The 15,906-nt window shown below is 36.2% G+C and carries 11 protein-coding genes and 2 pseudogenes; all 13 read right to left on the bottom strand.

Features of this window, described 5'->3' with window-relative positions:
- Positions 1 to 61: 61 nt before the first annotated feature.
- Positions 62 to 1,321 carry a DUF389 domain-containing protein gene (locus JCM1039_RS07940; RefSeq protein WP_025015347.1) on the bottom strand — a complete coding sequence of 420 codons (1,260 nt, stop codon included), beginning with the start codon at positions 1,319 to 1,321 and terminating at the stop codon, positions 62 to 64.
- A 97-nt stretch (positions 1,322 to 1,418) separates the two neighbouring features.
- Entirely contained in the window at positions 1,419 to 1,955 is a 537-nt protein-coding gene (locus JCM1039_RS07935) for a hypothetical protein (protein WP_051523225.1), read from the bottom strand.
- A gap of 202 nt (positions 1,956 to 2,157) precedes the next feature.
- The gene (thrS, locus tag JCM1039_RS07930) at positions 2,158 to 4,092 is read right to left on the bottom strand and encodes a threonine--tRNA ligase (RefSeq protein WP_025015345.1); all 1,935 of its coding nucleotides are present in this window, start codon (positions 4,090 to 4,092) and stop codon (positions 2,158 to 2,160) included.
- A gap of 280 nt (positions 4,093 to 4,372) precedes the next feature.
- A complete protein-coding gene (dnaI, locus tag JCM1039_RS07925; protein ID WP_025015344.1) occupies positions 4,373 to 5,293 on the bottom strand; it encodes a primosomal protein DnaI in 921 nt (306 codons plus the stop codon).
- Positions 5,294 to 6,669 (bottom strand): annotated as a pseudogene (locus JCM1039_RS11245) (replication initiation and membrane attachment family protein).
- 2 nt (positions 6,670 to 6,671) lie between these two features.
- Positions 6,672 to 7,139, bottom strand: coding sequence for a transcriptional regulator NrdR (gene nrdR, locus JCM1039_RS07915; RefSeq protein WP_025015343.1), 468 nt, complete (start codon positions 7,137 to 7,139; stop codon positions 6,672 to 6,674).
- 2 nt (positions 7,140 to 7,141) lie between these two features.
- A complete protein-coding gene (gene coaE, locus JCM1039_RS07910; protein ID WP_025015342.1) occupies positions 7,142 to 7,744 on the bottom strand; it encodes a dephospho-CoA kinase in 603 nt (200 codons plus the stop codon).
- Positions 7,741 to 8,571 carry a bifunctional DNA-formamidopyrimidine glycosylase/DNA-(apurinic or apyrimidinic site) lyase gene (mutM, locus tag JCM1039_RS07905; protein WP_025015341.1) on the bottom strand — a complete coding sequence of 277 codons (831 nt, stop codon included), beginning with the start codon at positions 8,569 to 8,571 and terminating at the stop codon, positions 7,741 to 7,743. Before mutM ends, coaE begins: the two co-directional genes overlap by 4 nt.
- Positions 8,572 to 8,579: 8 nt before the next feature.
- A pseudogene (polA, locus tag JCM1039_RS11240) lies at positions 8,580 to 11,242 on the bottom strand (DNA polymerase I).
- 299 nt (positions 11,243 to 11,541) lie between these two features.
- A complete protein-coding gene (locus JCM1039_RS07895; protein WP_025015340.1) occupies positions 11,542 to 11,823 on the bottom strand; it encodes a hypothetical protein in 282 nt (93 codons plus the stop codon).
- A gap of 593 nt (positions 11,824 to 12,416) precedes the next feature.
- Entirely contained in the window at positions 12,417 to 12,845 is a 429-nt protein-coding gene (locus tag JCM1039_RS12710; RefSeq protein ID WP_034533157.1) for a hypothetical protein, read from the bottom strand.
- A gap of 79 nt (positions 12,846 to 12,924) precedes the next feature.
- Positions 12,925 to 14,424, bottom strand: coding sequence for a restriction endonuclease subunit S (locus tag JCM1039_RS07885; protein WP_025015339.1), 1,500 nt, complete (start codon positions 14,422 to 14,424; stop codon positions 12,925 to 12,927).
- Positions 14,424 to 15,902, bottom strand: coding sequence for a class I SAM-dependent DNA methyltransferase (locus JCM1039_RS07880; protein WP_025015338.1), 1,479 nt, complete (start codon positions 15,900 to 15,902; stop codon positions 14,424 to 14,426). The genes JCM1039_RS07885 and JCM1039_RS07880 overlap by 1 nt, the downstream gene beginning before the upstream one ends.
- Between the last annotated feature and the right edge of the window lie 4 nt (positions 15,903 to 15,906).

Here is a 15,906-nt window from a genome sequence, read left to right as displayed (position 1 = left end):
AAAGATTAAAAAATCGATCTACGAGAAAAATCTATTTACACAAAAAATTTGACAGTTTCTTCTAATTTTTAATATTTTCTTGAACAAATTCCACTAAATTAATATTTGGATATTTATTTTTTATTTGTCTTACTAATGCGTTTTTTCTCTTCTTAGATAACGGCTTTTTTAACTCTATCAAAGTAATTTGCTTATTTTTATTATCACTAACTGCAGTAACGGAAGAAATTGCAGATGACAGTTTGCGAATTTTTTGATTACGTTTTTCTTGTTCTTGTTGACGTTTTTCATCAGCTTGATCTTGTTCATGCTGACGCTGATTAATAATATTATTTACTTGTCGATCTAATTGATTTTCTGCATTTGGATTAACCTGAGCTACTTGCACAATATTCAGTGAATAACCTTCCAGGTCATATTTCGTCAAATTTGCTTTAGCCGCTTGAATTTTCTTAGCGTTAATTTTATCGCCTGAAACTGTAAGATTAATTATTTTCCCTTGCGTATCAACATTTTCCTTAATTAAATTAACATTGCCTAATTCATTAACAACAAGATTTTGAACATTTTGATCTACTAGAGTTTTATTCACCATCTGATTAGCTGACAAGATACTAGGAATAATTAAAATAATTACTACTAAAATTATCACAAACTCTTTAAAGGTCGGCTTATGCAAAAAAAACAACTTAGATTGCTTAGTAGAATAACTTAACCACTTCATAATTTTTACACCCATGAATGCAGTCAAAATTATGAAAACACAGTTAATCAAAAATAAATAGCTTGATCCTAAAAAATATTTAAGATTACCTGCCGCAATTGAATACCCTATCGTGCAAGCTGGTGGTATTAAGGCTGTTGCAATCGCTACACCAGGTACAATATTATTTGCTTCTTTTTTGCGAGCTCCGATTATTCCAGCGACCCCTCCAAAAAACGCAATCATCACATCCCAGATTGTTGGTGAAGTTCGTGCAATAATCTCTTGACTAGCATAAGTCAAAGGAGAAAAATGAAAATAAATTGTAGATGCAGCTAAACTGATAATAATTTCTGCTAATAATGAAATTGTTCCTTTACGCAGTAAGTGAACATCATATAAAGCAAGACCTGTGCCAATTGCTAGTAGTGGTCCCATCAGAGGAGAAATCAACATTGCACCAATAATAGTAGCTGTTGAATTAACATTTAGTCCAACACTTGCAATAAAAATTGCACAAGTCAGGACAATTAAATTTTCAATATTTAAAGTCCCATCGGCACTAATCTTAGATAAAAATTGAGAAGTTAAATAATTTTTTCGCTGGCGTATTATCATCTAATTTAGTCTAATCCTTATGAAAAAAGCACTGAATTAAGATTTCAGTGCAAAAATATAAAAATGTAGTTGAACACATCAAGAAAATTATTATAACTTATTTGATTAATTTTTTGCTCTTATAACAATAATATAAAAATGAATTATCTGATCCATTTCCTACTCGCAGTGCATCTACTTTATCATTATTACTTTTATCTTTTTTCTTTATAGCAACATAAGTGTGTCCTGAATCAGCTCTATCACTAGAAAGCCAACCATTGGCAGCAAAACCTGCTGTTTTATGAAATTTAAAATCAGTAGCTTCGTATTGAGAGGTACCAACTTTTTGAGCTAATTTATACCCCGACTTTTTATCAGTTTTAGCTAATTTTTTAGTCCACTTAATCGCTTGATTACTGCTCAACATTTTATATAATTTGATTTTATTAAATGTATGCGTTGTAATTTTAAGCTTTTTTATTTTGCCTTCTTGCTTATAGTACCATGTTCCGCGAGTTTCCTTTGGTGTAGTAAATAAATTCTTAGCTCCCCAGGATGCAGCATCTACTCTATTTTGACCCATTACAATAATAGCTAACATGAATAGCGCAGTTGTCATAAATATAATGAGCTTATTTTTCAAGTTTATCACCTTCCCTTATATAACTCCTATTTTCATTATTTCATTAAAATATTTCATAAAAGTTAAAGGGGATGACAGTTCTTTTACTTCTTACTTACAAATGTAAAAAATTAATTACATTAGCTTTACCAAAAAAACGTATGCAATAAAGCCATCTTAATTAGACCTGGCATAGCATACGTTTTTTTATTTTATTTTTTAATTATATTAATTAATTTTCTCTTGAGTATGACTTAACGTCAGCGTCAATCTCCTTGATGAAGTCGTCAAGACTCTTAGAAATTTCTTCGTCAGTACCGTAACGACGTACGTTTACGCTACCGTTCTTCATTTCTTCGTCACCTAATACCAAAGTGTAAGGTACCTTTTGGGTTTGTGATTCACGAATCTTGTAACCCATCTTTTCATTTCTGTTGTCAACTTCTACTCTGAAGCCGCGCTTAGCAAGTTCTTGACGAACCTTTTCGGCGTATTCGCCGTGAGCGTCGTTGTTAACTGGGATGATTTCAGCTTGGATTGGAGCAAGCCAAGTTGGGAAGGCACCCTTGTAAATTTCAGTTAAGTAAGCAATGAATCTTTCCATAGTACCAACAATACCACGGTGGATCATAACTGGACGGTGTTCTTCACCATCTTGACCAACGTAAGTTAAGCCAAATCTTTCTGGAAGCATGAAGTCAAGTTGAATAGTTGACATAGTTTCGTCGTTACCCAAAGCGGTCTTAGTTTGGATATCAAGCTTAGGACCGTAGAATGCTGCTTCACCTTCAGCTTCAACGTAGTCAAGGCCAAGGTCATCCATAGCACCCTTAAGCATCTTTTGACTTCTTTCCCACATTTCATCGTTTGCAAAGTACTTTTCAGTGTTCTTTGGATCACGGTATGAAAGTCTGAAGTAGTAATCAGTAATGTCGAAGTCCTTGTATACGTCCATGATCAACTTCAAGATCTTAGCAAATTCGTCTTGAACTTGGTCAAGAGCTACGAAGGTGTGACCATCGTTCAAAGTCATTTCACGTACACGTTGAAGACCTGACAAAGCACCTGATTTTTCGTATCTGTGCATCATACCAAGTTCAGCAACACGAAGTGGCAAGTCACGGTATGAACGAATGTGGTGCTTGTAAATTTGGATGTGTGATGGACAGTTCATTGGACGAAGTTCAAGCATTTCGCCATCACCCATGTCCATTGGTGGGAACATGTCATCACGGTAGTGTGCCCAGTGACCGGAAGTCTTGTAAGCGTCAAGGTTCATAAGTACTGGAGTGTAAACGTGTTGGTAACCGTCAGCTACTTCACGGTCGATGATGTAACGTTCAACGACACGACGAATAGTAGCACCCTTTGGCATCCAGTAAGGAAGACCTGCACCAACCTTAGGATCAACGAAGAAGAGGTCAAGGTCACGACCGATAGTGCGGTGGTCGCGTTCCTTAATTTCTGCACGACGCTTTAAGTCATCCTTCAATGCTGCTTCCTTGAAGAATGCAGTACCGAAGATTCTTTGAAGCATTGGGTTTGATGACTTACCTAACCAGTAAGCACCAGCTACTGACAAAAGCTTGAAGTGCTTGATCTTACCAGTGTTTGGAAGTAATGCGTCAAAACCAAAGTCTACGAGGTCGCCTAACTTGTAAGCGTCAACCTTGTCGCCTTCAACCTTCTTCAAAAGTTCACTCTTGTATGGGTCGTCCTTGTAGATATCTTCAAGTTCTGACTTATCCATTTCAACGTGTTCAATTGCTTGACCACTCTTAACAAGCTTTTCCATAGCCTTTTCAAGTTCTGGCAATTCAGTAACCTTGATTTGGTCCTTCTTGTCAGTGTCAACGTAGAAGCCACCTTCGTCAGCTACGTGTTCACCTAAACGAAGTTCTGGGTACTTCTTCTTAGCAACAGCTTCAAGTGCGAATGCTGCAGTTGCTCTTAAGATATCCAAACCTTCTTCGTCTTTATCAGTAAGGATAGCAATTTCAACGTCGCTATCGATTTCGTAATCAAGTGGCTTAATTTGGCCATTTACCTTAGCACCAACAGCAGCTTTTCCAAGTGAAGTTGCGATTGATGAAGCTACATCTTTAACTGAAACGGCTTTGTCAAATTCTTTCTTTGAGCCGTCTGGTAAAGTAACTGAAAAACTCATAAAATTACCTCCAAAAAAAATCCCAGTGCTCAATAGCACTGGGACGTTAATTGCGTGGTTCCACCCAAAATTCAGGTTAGCGTGTGTCTAACCTCTTATATTCGGATTGATAAAGGTATCCAACCTAAAATTTTAACTTTGGGAATAAACGATTGGGGTGAGCCTCTAATGAAGGGCTTCCAGAACTAGGTCCCTCTCTCTGAAGCGAGGTTCATCATGTCTCGTTTAGTTAGTTTCAATTATACGCATTCAAGCTGGGGATGCAAGACCTTTTTAAAAATTAATGCAAAGAATTTCTGCGGTCAGGTCCTGGCACCACAATTTCTTTAGCTAAAAAGCGGACACGCTGCATCAGCCTTCTCGCCTTAATTGGGTCGGTCGCATTACGCGTTTCTTCAAAGTGTGACTGCAATGCTTCCATGTCCAAATTGGATGAGAAGAAGGTTGGCAAAACATTATCCATTCTTGCCTGCAAAATTACACCTAAGACGTCATCACGTGACCATTGGCTGAGACTTTCTGCTCCGATGTCGTCTAAAATGAGTAAATCACATTCAGATATTCTACGAATTTCTTCTTGCAAGCTGATTGGACTATTATCGTCAAAATGGCTAGCAAGACCCGCAATAAATGTTGGTACATGCAAGAAAATCACATTTTTATTCATGTTGGTTACGACATAATTAGCCAGGCCAGCCAGAATGTAAGTTTTACCTACGCCAAATTCACCTGAAAGATACAATCCCTTTTGATGCAGATCTTTTTTAAATTTATTTAAAAAATCATAAATTAAAGTAAGGAGCTTGTTTCGATCATCCGTAACATCAACATCTTCCATTAAATCAATATTATGTAAACGAGGAGGCAGATCAATGAGTTGCAGTCGTCTTTGTGCCGCTTTTTTACGATCTTGTGCAATCTTAGCCTTTGTTGGCGCATAGCGAATATCGATCACTCTACCGTTTAAAAATAATTGCGGTGCATACCCTGCCATCACCTTGTTTGGGTGATGTTTTTGCATGTAAAATTCATACAAATTAGATATGCTGTTTTTAACCATTTTTTGATCGATCTTATCGGCATTTTGCTTCAAAAAAGCCTGCACATCGGGATCATGCAAAGCTTGGTTTTCCAATGCTTTTTCATCGCCTAAATTGCGTTGCTTGACAATATGCTTGATCACATCGCCTATTGGTTCCATCTATTCACCTGCTTTCTCATCATTACCTAAATTTTTATCCAAATTTTTAAATAATTCTTTTAATCGTTCAGTAGAAATACCGGAATTGGTATCAACCTTCTTCTTGCTCCAATCGGTGCCCTTTTCTACGCGCTTATTTTGATAGTTATAGTTTCTTCTGGATCTTCTATTATTGCCATTGCCAAAACTATCGCGACGTTTCTTCACATACTGCAAAGCCTGAACCGCGGTTGCAACGCCATGTTGGAGCCAGTCGTTAGCGATCTTGTAGGCCAAGTTCGAGTTCACTACAGTATCGTAAGTCAAACAAGTATAGGTCAGAATATTGATCAAATCTTCTGGCAAACCATACTGGGTGTGCAAATTATTGATAATCTGCCGCTCGCCTGCACTGGCAATACCGCCCTTTTCTGTTTTTATCTTATACAAAAACTCAGCGGGTGAGCTTTCATTGGCTTCCTTGAGCAACTTCTTATCGTTGTCGTCCAAGCCCTTAATTGCAGCAAGAGCCTTTTTACGGCCTTCATTTACCTGCTTTTGCACGTGTTCTCTTGTGTTAATCCGTTTGTAGTTCTCAGCTAAAGTATTGCTAATGTCGCGCATGTTCAATTCATACGAACCATGAAGCATGGCAAACTCTCATCCACGAATTCTTTTTCGGACAAGCCATACGTCTGCATCAAAGAGCGAATTTGATTCTTCTTATTATCAACTTCACTAGCTGGAATTTGATAAACCTCATATTGCTCTTTGATAAAGTCCCAATCGATTGCATCCTTGTCGTTAACTTGGGCCACCTCTTCTTCATGAACTTTGTTTTCTTTGGCGGCCTCAATTACATCGCTGGATGGAGTGATTGCTTCATCCCCTGGCAAACGAAATACATCGAAGAAATTAGCCGAAACATCGCGCGCATTCTTAATAGGCTTTTCTCGCAACTTAGCTTCTTTAGCGAACTTGTGGCTTAATTCATGAAAGGTTTCTTCGCCAACTTTTTCCTTAAGCAAACTCGCAAGCAGCGGCGTAGCGAAAAACTTATCAGCACTAGGCACTTTAAGCAGTTTAAACACTAGGAGATTATTGAAAACATTATCGGATAAAAATGTTTGAACTAATCCCACAGCCTCTAACTTATGAAGCGAAGTAAACATCTGCTTTAAGCTGCAATCTAATTGTTCTTGCAACGAATAAATGCCCTTAGAATCGGAAACAATGCCATATGGATCGTAGTTGCTGATTAAAGTTTGATACAAAGCTACTGCAACAGCACCAACTAATGGCTGATATAGTTTAATCAATATTTGCTCGTCTTCGGGAAAAAGCGTAACGCGATTGGCTACATAGTAGAGATGCTTGGGATCAGATGTCTCAAACATTTCTAATTACCCTTTCCCTTTTTGGCCATCATGTCTTCCATTGTCTTCATAAAGCTAGACATATCTTTAAATTCACGATAAATGGAAGCAAATCTGATATAAGCTACATCGTCTAAGTCAGCCAATTCATCCATGACATATTGACCAATCTTCTTAGATGAAATTTCGCTTACGCCTTGTTTTCTAACTTTATTTTCGACATGGTCAACCAATTGTTCGAATTGTTCGCTACTAATCGGACGCTTTTGCCCTGCGGCCATTACACCATGCAAAATCTTCTTACGGCTAAATGGTTCACGCGTTCCATCATTCTTAATTACTAATAAAGGCGCCGTTTCGACTCTTTCAAAAGTGGTAAAACGAAAACCACAGTTTTCACATTCTCGACGTCTTCTAATTGCCCGGTTTTCATCACTAGGACGTGAATCAATAACGCGGGAGGCATTTTGATGACAATTTGGACATTCCATAGCTATCCCTCTTTTTTGATTTTATTTAATAATTGTTCTAGTTTACTTTCTAGTTCTTTTATTGTACCAGTATTTTCAATTACAAAATCAGCCAATTGTGTTTTTTTATCCAAAGGAATTTGGCTCTTAATTCGCATTCTGGCTTCTTCGTCAGTTAAATTATTTCTTTGTTTCAAACGGTCTATCTGAACAGTCTCTGGCAGCGTAATTACCAGTATCCCATCGGCAATGTTCTTTTTATCCCAGCCTGATTCAAAATAAACCGGTGCATCAAGAATAACCATATCTTCATTTTGGTATGATTCTATCTTTTGTATTGTTTTATCGAAAATTAGAGGATGAGTCAACTGATTTAGTTTATTTAACGCACTTTTATCGCTAAAAACTAGTTGGCCGAGCTTTTTACGGTTAATCGTTTGGTCATCATTCAAATATTCTCCGCCAAAATTATCCTTAATTACTTGCCAAGAAGCATTTTTTGGCTTCATTAAAGCATGCGCTATCTTATCACAGTCGACGATAGGAATGTTTTTCTTTTCAAAAAATTGATCCGCGGTGCTTTTGCCTGTTGCGATTCCGCCAGTTAAAGCTAAAACGTATGTCATTTATAAATCACCTGACAATGAGGGCAAAAAGTGGTGCCCCTTCCTGAAACCTTAATCTTTTCCAAAGTCGTGCCACATCTAGGACAGACTTCACCAGCGTGGCCGTAAACTTGTAGCATCTTTTGGTAGCCACCGACTTCTCCGTTGGCATCTAGATAGCTGTGAACGGTGGTGCCGCGTTTTTCTGTGGCAATTTTGATGGTTTCATTAATATTTTTACGCAGATCTTCTACTTTATCGGCAGGAATTTTATTGGCGCTACTTAAGGGATGAATCTTGCTTTGCCACAAGGTTTCATCGACATAGATATTGCCCAGACCTGCCACAACAGTTTGATCGAGTAAGACATTTTTGATGTTCTTCTTTTTTCTCTTCAAACTATTTAAGAAATACTGCTCACTAAATTCTGGCGTATTTGGTTCTGGGCCAAGCTTACCAATACCAGTTACTTGTCGTTCGGTCCCAGTCAAAATTAATTGCATGCGACCAAACTTGCGCACATCGTTATAGCGCAAGGCAGTACCATCAGTGAAAATGAATTCCACATGATCGTGCTTATCCTTGGGTGCATATGGCGTAGTTAAATGATACTTTCCTTCCATCCGCAGGTGCGACACAATCGTTAAATTATCGCTTAAGCGGATAAGCAGATACTTGGCATAGCGGTCAATCCGAATGATCTTTTTGCCAGGCAATTCGTTGACAAACTTATCATGATCGGTCGCAACGATTTTGGGATACCACAGAATTACTTTTTCAATTGTCTTTCCTTTAATTAAAGGCGTTAAAGTTCTTCGTACAGTTTCAACTTCGGGCATTTCAGGCATCTAATCACCTACTTTGCATCGTACCAATTGTTGCCCCAACCAGAATCAGCAATTAGTGGCACATCAAGCTTAACTGCTGATTGCATTACTTCTGGCACAATCTTCTTGATTGTTTCAAGTTCATCTTTTGGCACATCAAAAATCAATTCGTCGTGAACCTGAACCACCATCTTGGTCTTGAGGTGCAATTCATCCAGCTTCTTTTGCATGTTAATCATGGCAATCTTGATGATATCGGCAGCTGATCCTTGGATTGGTGAGTTGATGGCGGTTCTTTCAGCAAAGGCACGCACAGTGTACTTCTTAGCGTGAATATCTGGCAAGTATCTGCGGCGGTGCATAATTGTTTCGGCATAGCCTTTGTCACGTGCTTCTTGTACTGCTTTATTCATGTAATCCTTGATTTGAGGATATTGTTCAAAATAATTATCGATAAATTCTTGCGCACGTTTTCTAGAAATACCTAAATTCTTGGACAAACCATAATCGGAAATACCATAAACGATACCGAAGTTAACAGCCTTAGCGTGACGACGCATCAGTGGCGTTACTTGATCTGGTGAATCCAAGTGGAAAATCTTCATCGCGGTGTGTGAGTGGATATCGTATCCGGTCTTGAAGGCTTCTTGCATGTTTTGATCGCCCGAAACGTGAGCTAAAACACGAAGTTCAACTTGTGAGTAGTCGCAAGAGAAGATGTAGCCGTCTGGTTCACTTGGCACAAAGGCTTTTCTGATTTGCTTACCTTCTTCGGTACGGGTAGGGATGTTTTGCAAGTTAGGATCTACACTGGAAAGACGACCAGTGGCAGTCAAAGTTTGCAAGTAACGTGTATGTACACGACCATCTGGTTGGATAACATCAAGCAGCCCCTTTACATAGGTAGATTGAATCTTGGCAATTTGACGGTAATCCAAAATTTCACTAACGATTGGACTTTGCGTCTTTAATTGATCCAAGACTTCAACTGAAGTTGAGTAACCAGTCTTGGTCTTTTTGATGACTGGCAAACCAAGCTTTTCAAACAAAATGTGACCTAATTGCTTTGGTGAGTTCAAGTTGAACTTTTCACCGGCTTGGTCATAAATCTTGTCTTCGAGTCCCTTCAATTTAACGGCAAATTCATTTTGCAGTTGAATTAAAGTACTTGCTTCGACCTTCATCCCGTTCATTTCCATTCTGGCTAAAACGCGCGCGGTTGGAATTTCGATTGTTTCAAATAGATCGTCTTGTTCATGATCCTTGAGCTTTTCAAGCAGTGGCTTTTTAAGTGATTCGATAGCATTGATCTTAGAAGCTAAGTGGTTGAATAATTCATCATCGTCATCAGGGATGTGCTCACTCTTACCTTTTCCATAAACTTCAAGGTCAGTCTTAACTGAATAATCACCATAAAGGTGGGCAATTTCACCAAGGTCGTTAGAGTTATTTTCATTATTAATCAAGTAAGATGCCAAAAGCATGTCGTAATCAAGACCGTGAGTGTGAATGCCTAAACGATGTGCAGCAACCATTGTTCTCTTTAGGTCAAAGACGTTCTTCTGAATCTTTTCGTCTTCTAAGATGTGCTTGAGATTATCTTCTTCAAGCAATTCCACGTCTCTTGAAACGTAGATCTTATCGTTGATCTTCAAACTGAAGCCAACAAAAGGAGCTAAGTGATAGTTGGCACCAAGCATTTCTAAGTAAAATTCAACGGTGTCATCTTCAGTGGCCTTAACATCTTTAACGTTGTCGTCGTTTAAAACAGTGTATTCTACTTTTTCAACTTCGGTGTTATCTTGACCAGCACCTGAAGCATTTAAATCAGCTAAGAACTTGCGGAAGTTCATCTTTTCATAGAATTGACGCAGCTTTTCATAATCAACTGGCTGACGTTTTATATCATCGATATCTAGAGTTACCGGTGAATCACGGTCAATTGTGGCAAGTTTTTAGCTAAAAAGGCCTTGTCTTTATCGTTGATCAAGTTTTCTTTCAACTTGGACTTCTTCATTTCGTCGATATGGTCGTAAATGCCTTCAACAGAACCATATTTTTGAATTAAACGTGAAGCAGTCTTAGGACCAACCTTAGTTACACCAGGATAGTTATCGGAATTATCACCCATCAAAGCCTTCATATCAATGAATTCAGTTGGAGTGACGCCGTTAACTTCCTTCATATGTTCAGGCGTGTAGGCTTCAAGTTGAGAAACACCAGATTTAGTTACTTCGACAGTCGTCTTGTCGGACGCAAGTTGGGTCAAGTCGCGGTCACCAGTCACAACAGTAGTAGTAAAGCCGTTCTTCTCACCCTTATCGACAAAAGTACCAATAATGTCATCTGCTTCGTAATTCTTCAATTCATAAGTTTTAATACCCAAGTCATAAAGCATTTCTTGAATATAAGGCATTTGCTCGAGAAGCTCTTCTGGAGTTTTGGCACGTCCACCTTTATATTCTCCATACATCTTTGTTCTAAAAGTTACTTTTCCTGCATCAAAAGCTACCAAAATGTGAGTTGGATCAACGTCCTTCAAAAGGACATCAAGCATATTTTTAAAAGCGTAAATGGCATTAGTGTGCAGGCCATCCGGACTCTTGAAAGATTCTAGTTGACGATAAAGAGCGTAAAAGGCTCTGAAAGCTACAGAGTTACCATCGATTAGAAGTAATTTTTTATCTGCCATTTTATCTCCCTTTTTCAATAAATTGTTCTCTATACTTACTTATCTATTTTACCAGTTTCAAGGGTAATCTTTTAATAGGAAGTTTAATCGAAAAGAAAAAAGCTCCACTTTTATGGAGCCTTTAAATATTAACCTTTCTGATTAGCCTACAATTAGCTTTAAAAGGAATAACAGAAAGCATATATTGATTTCAATCCACGCACTCATATAAATGCGACCATAATTTTAAAAATTGTTTTAACAACAATCTTAAAATTAGATTCTTAATTATTATATCAGATCAAATATAAACTTTTAGCTTAAAATTTAGTTGACGTTATAGTTCTATCAGAAATTTTACTAAAGTCTTTTTTTATTTTTAGCATTAAGTCTTTTCTTTTTTGATTATTCTCAGTGGCAAAACCCAATGTAGATCTTTTCGTAATATCACGTAATAAACTTTTCACCTCAACTGAAAGCATCGTTTTATTTTCAATTAAGTATTTATACATATTTACTATATCGGATAATGCTTGATCACTTATTTCACTATTCTTCAACTCTCCCAGAATTATATCTAACTTAGGTAATTCATCATACAAAAAAGCATCTTCTAGTTTTTCACTATTTAAAATCTCACTTATAGTAATGAAAATTTTTATTTCGTTATTATATCCCTTCTTAAAACGTGAATCCTATAGTAAATTCTTAATATTATAAGTCACATAATAAGATTGTTTATCTGTATTTCTAAATAATTTTCTTTTAATAGCCTTAAATCCGACCGTTAAGGTATCTATATTTTTTATTTCATCGGGATCAGTAACGATAATTGGTAAATTAAACTTAGTATATGAATTAGCTTTAAATACTCCATATCGTTCTGTATACGCAAAAAAGGACGATTTCCACTAAGGAATCGCCTTTTTTATTGTAAATATATTTATTTGTAATTCTCTTGAGTTAGATAAAAAATGGACGTCGTGAAGACTTTAAGCCATTGTTTATTGTATTTACATTCCTCTTGGATTAGATAAAGAAACAGCTTTTGCAAACAGCCTGTTTTTATCAGGATCTATTTACATTTCTCACGAGTTAAATAAAGATTTAAAACAAAACGTTTGTTTTCTACTTATAAAATTATATCAAAAGATATCAACTAAAAATAGTGTTTACAAGCGGAAATTTATCAATCTTATTTTTGATGCTTTTTATTAAAGTCTCTAATAAATTGTTTCAACTCATCATCAGGTTTAAACTCACACCGCTTTATCTCACTACTAAACAAAAATTCATTAAATGGTGGAAGGCCCCAACGTGGATTACTGTATAAGATTGCTTCAATCTTAGCAACAATGCCTATCGGTATAAATATGGTAACCATATTACTGCTTCTTAGATGTTCTGTTTTATAATCCGTGTCATACCACATTAAAGTTAGGCTGTTTCCTTCTCCAGTATGATAAGGCTCATCTGCAAAGCCTTCGTAGACTTTACCATCATTCGTAGTAATTCTAGCTTTTTGACCTAGAATACTATATTTATGTTGTGTAATTTCATTTGAATTTATAAATCGTGATTCGACTACTTCACCACTTAATCTATATCTAGTGAATATTGGCATGGTACTGTTCCTACTCTTTAGTTAGCTTTATCATATCAAAACAATACTACCTTTTTTAGACAATACTTTTCGATTCAATCTATTTAGATAACTTGTCTATTGAATTTACAATTTTTTCAATTTCAAAAACAATACGTTTTTGTTCATTTAACGGTGGAATTGGTATTAATATCCCCTTTAAATTTGTTTTATTAAACTTTTTCATTGTTGTCCCTGAAGCTATTTGCAATAACTCAAAATTACCTATTGGAGATTTAATAAAGTAATACAAAAACTTATTAAGTTTAGGATCAATCAGTTTAGTCATTATAGAATTAGGAGCTAATGTCATCGGCCTATTTAATTTAGGAACAATAAAACATTTCCCAATTGATCCAATATTGCTTAAGATCAATTCCCCTCCAAATAAATTTGAATTGTTCAAGAAATTATATCCATGCTCATCAGTATATGTCAGATTTTTACTAAAATGATTAGCAAAATCTGCTGTTTTTACCATAATAGCGTAATTTTCTGTTTTATATTTTCGTACGTTATCTCTAATAGCTGCAAAACTACCACTGGCAACTTCATCTGTAATCTTTTCCGCATAGTCTCCCAGTCTTATCCATTCCCAACTATCAGGAATATCAAACGGCTTTTCATCATCAGTAATTACAGGTAACTTTTTGCTCTTCTTAATCTTGCCTTCTTTGATTAATTCAGCTTTTTCATTTTCAATCTTCTTGATTAATTTACTGGCCGGTTCATCACTAGGATCTTGTTTAACCAGCTTACCTTCCATTGCATACTGTAAGACAGATTGTTTTAATTTATCTTCAAATTCATTATCAATCTTTTGAAGACGATTATATGATTCAGCATATTCATCCACCAAAGGCATTAATTTTTCAATTTTTGCTACAATGCGCTTTTGTTCTTCAAGTGGTGGAATAACACCGATAGTATTGGCTACTCTTTCTCTATTAAGATTTTTAACTGTTGAGCCAGTAGCTGCTATTGAGAACTGCTTTTTTACAAACGAAGATAATAATAAGTAATATAAAAAATCCTTATTGAATACTTGATCATAGTCTGATATTATCAACCATCCATCATGAACGGCTCCATTTATTTTTAAAATATAAGGCCGACCAAAACTCATTGAATTGGATAAAACAAAATCTCCGATATGAACAGCCCTAGATTTCTTCAAACCCTCAGGTATTATTTTTTCTTCCGTTTTAGTAATGTACTTACTATTAGGATCAGTATCACCGATTTTTATCCAATTAATTCCATTCTCATCATTAGTCAGAAAAGATTTTATAGGTCTAGGAGAACCACCACGTAGAATTGTAAATAAATCACCTAATCTACTCCATGCCCAGTTATCAGGAATATTAAATGGTTTTTCACCATCAGTAATTACAGGTAACTTCTTGCTCTTTTTGAGTTCACCATTTTTAATCAGTTCAATTTTTTTATCTTGACTTCTTTTTACTAATTCACTAGCCGGTTCATCATTAGAATCCTGCTTAACCAACTTACCTTCCATGGCATACTGCAGAATTGAAGTTCTTAATTGTTCAGGAGTCATTAGTCATCCTCCTCAAGCAATTGTTTAATAATGGATAATTGTTTATCAATCTTAGCATTCAATTCTTTACGCTCTTTTTGATATTTATCCATCAATTCAAACGGTGGCAATACTTCTTCAGTTTCTGTTGGAAAACCACACAAATCAAAATTGTAATTATTCTTAGCTAATTCTTCAGGAGTGTAAGCTTGGGACTTGTAATTACCATCTTCATCCTGAATTTCATGACGATTATTCCACCACTCACGTACAGGATTAAAATGTTCTAATTTCATTGGACGAGTCTTAGAGAAGTGCTTATATCCTTTAGGCATATCTAAACGATAGAACCAAGTCTCTTTAGTAGAACCTGTCTTATCAAAGAATAAAATGTTAGTTGCAATTGAAGTATATGGACTAAAAATGCTACCTGGCAAACGAATAATTGTATGAAGGTTGAAATCCTTAAGCATACGCTTCTTGATGTTAAGCTTGGTACCATCATTACCAAACAAGAAGCCATCTGGCAAAATTACACCAACTTTACCATTATCCTTAATACGGTACATGATCAGGGCTAAGAATAAGTCAGCAGTTTCACTACTTTGTAAATCTGTAGGAAAGTTTTGCTTGATAATAGGCAGCTCAGATCCACCGAATGGAGGATTCATCATAATCAAATCAAACTTATCTTTGTCAGTATATTCAGTAACACGCTTTTCGAGCGAGTTCCCGTGAACAATATCTGGATTATCAACATCATGAAGAAGCAAGTTGGTTACGGCCAAGATATATGGTTGACCTTTCTTCTCAATACCAAAAACTTCTTTATTGTAGAGTTCCTTATCTTCAACAGTCTTAACTTGTTTATTTAAGATATTTAAGGCACTAACAAGAAAGCCGCCAGTACCACAAGCCAAATCAGCAATTCTTTGACCTAATTTTGGCTTTAAAGTTTCTGCAATAAAGTCTGTTAAAGCACGAGGAGTATAGAATTCACCAGAACTACCAGCACTTTGAAGTTCTTTTAAGATGCTTTCATAGATATCACCAAACAAGTGACGATCTTTAGGATCAGTAAAGTCAACTTCATCAACCACATTAACTACTTGACGCAATAAAACACCATTCTTCATATAGTTGTTAGCATCAATAAAGGCATCTTTAACAATAGCCTTGCTAATAGGTGTTTCATCAGTTACAGTAATATTTTTTAATGCAGGTAATAATTTATTGTTAACAAAATCTAGTAATTCATCACTAGTTAATGCTTTACCGTCCTTATTATCATGAGCCCATTCACGCCAGTGCATCCCTTCAGGAATGATTGACTCATAATTATCTTGATCAATATCCCAAACAAGTTCACGATCATCATAAACTTTCAAAAATAAGATCCAAGATAATTGTTCAATTCTCTGCGCATCGCCATTGATACCTGGATCATTACGCATGATATCTCTTATTCTCTTAACAAATTGAGTAGTCGTACCTGCCATCTAA

It is taken from the genome of Lactobacillus kitasatonis DSM 16761 = JCM 1039, assembly GCF_000615285.1.
In the GTDB taxonomy this organism is placed as follows: domain Bacteria; phylum Bacillota; class Bacilli; order Lactobacillales; family Lactobacillaceae; genus Lactobacillus; species Lactobacillus kitasatonis.
The sequence above is the reverse complement of the archived record's forward strand: the minus strand, read 5'-3'. Positions and strand labels throughout refer to the sequence as shown.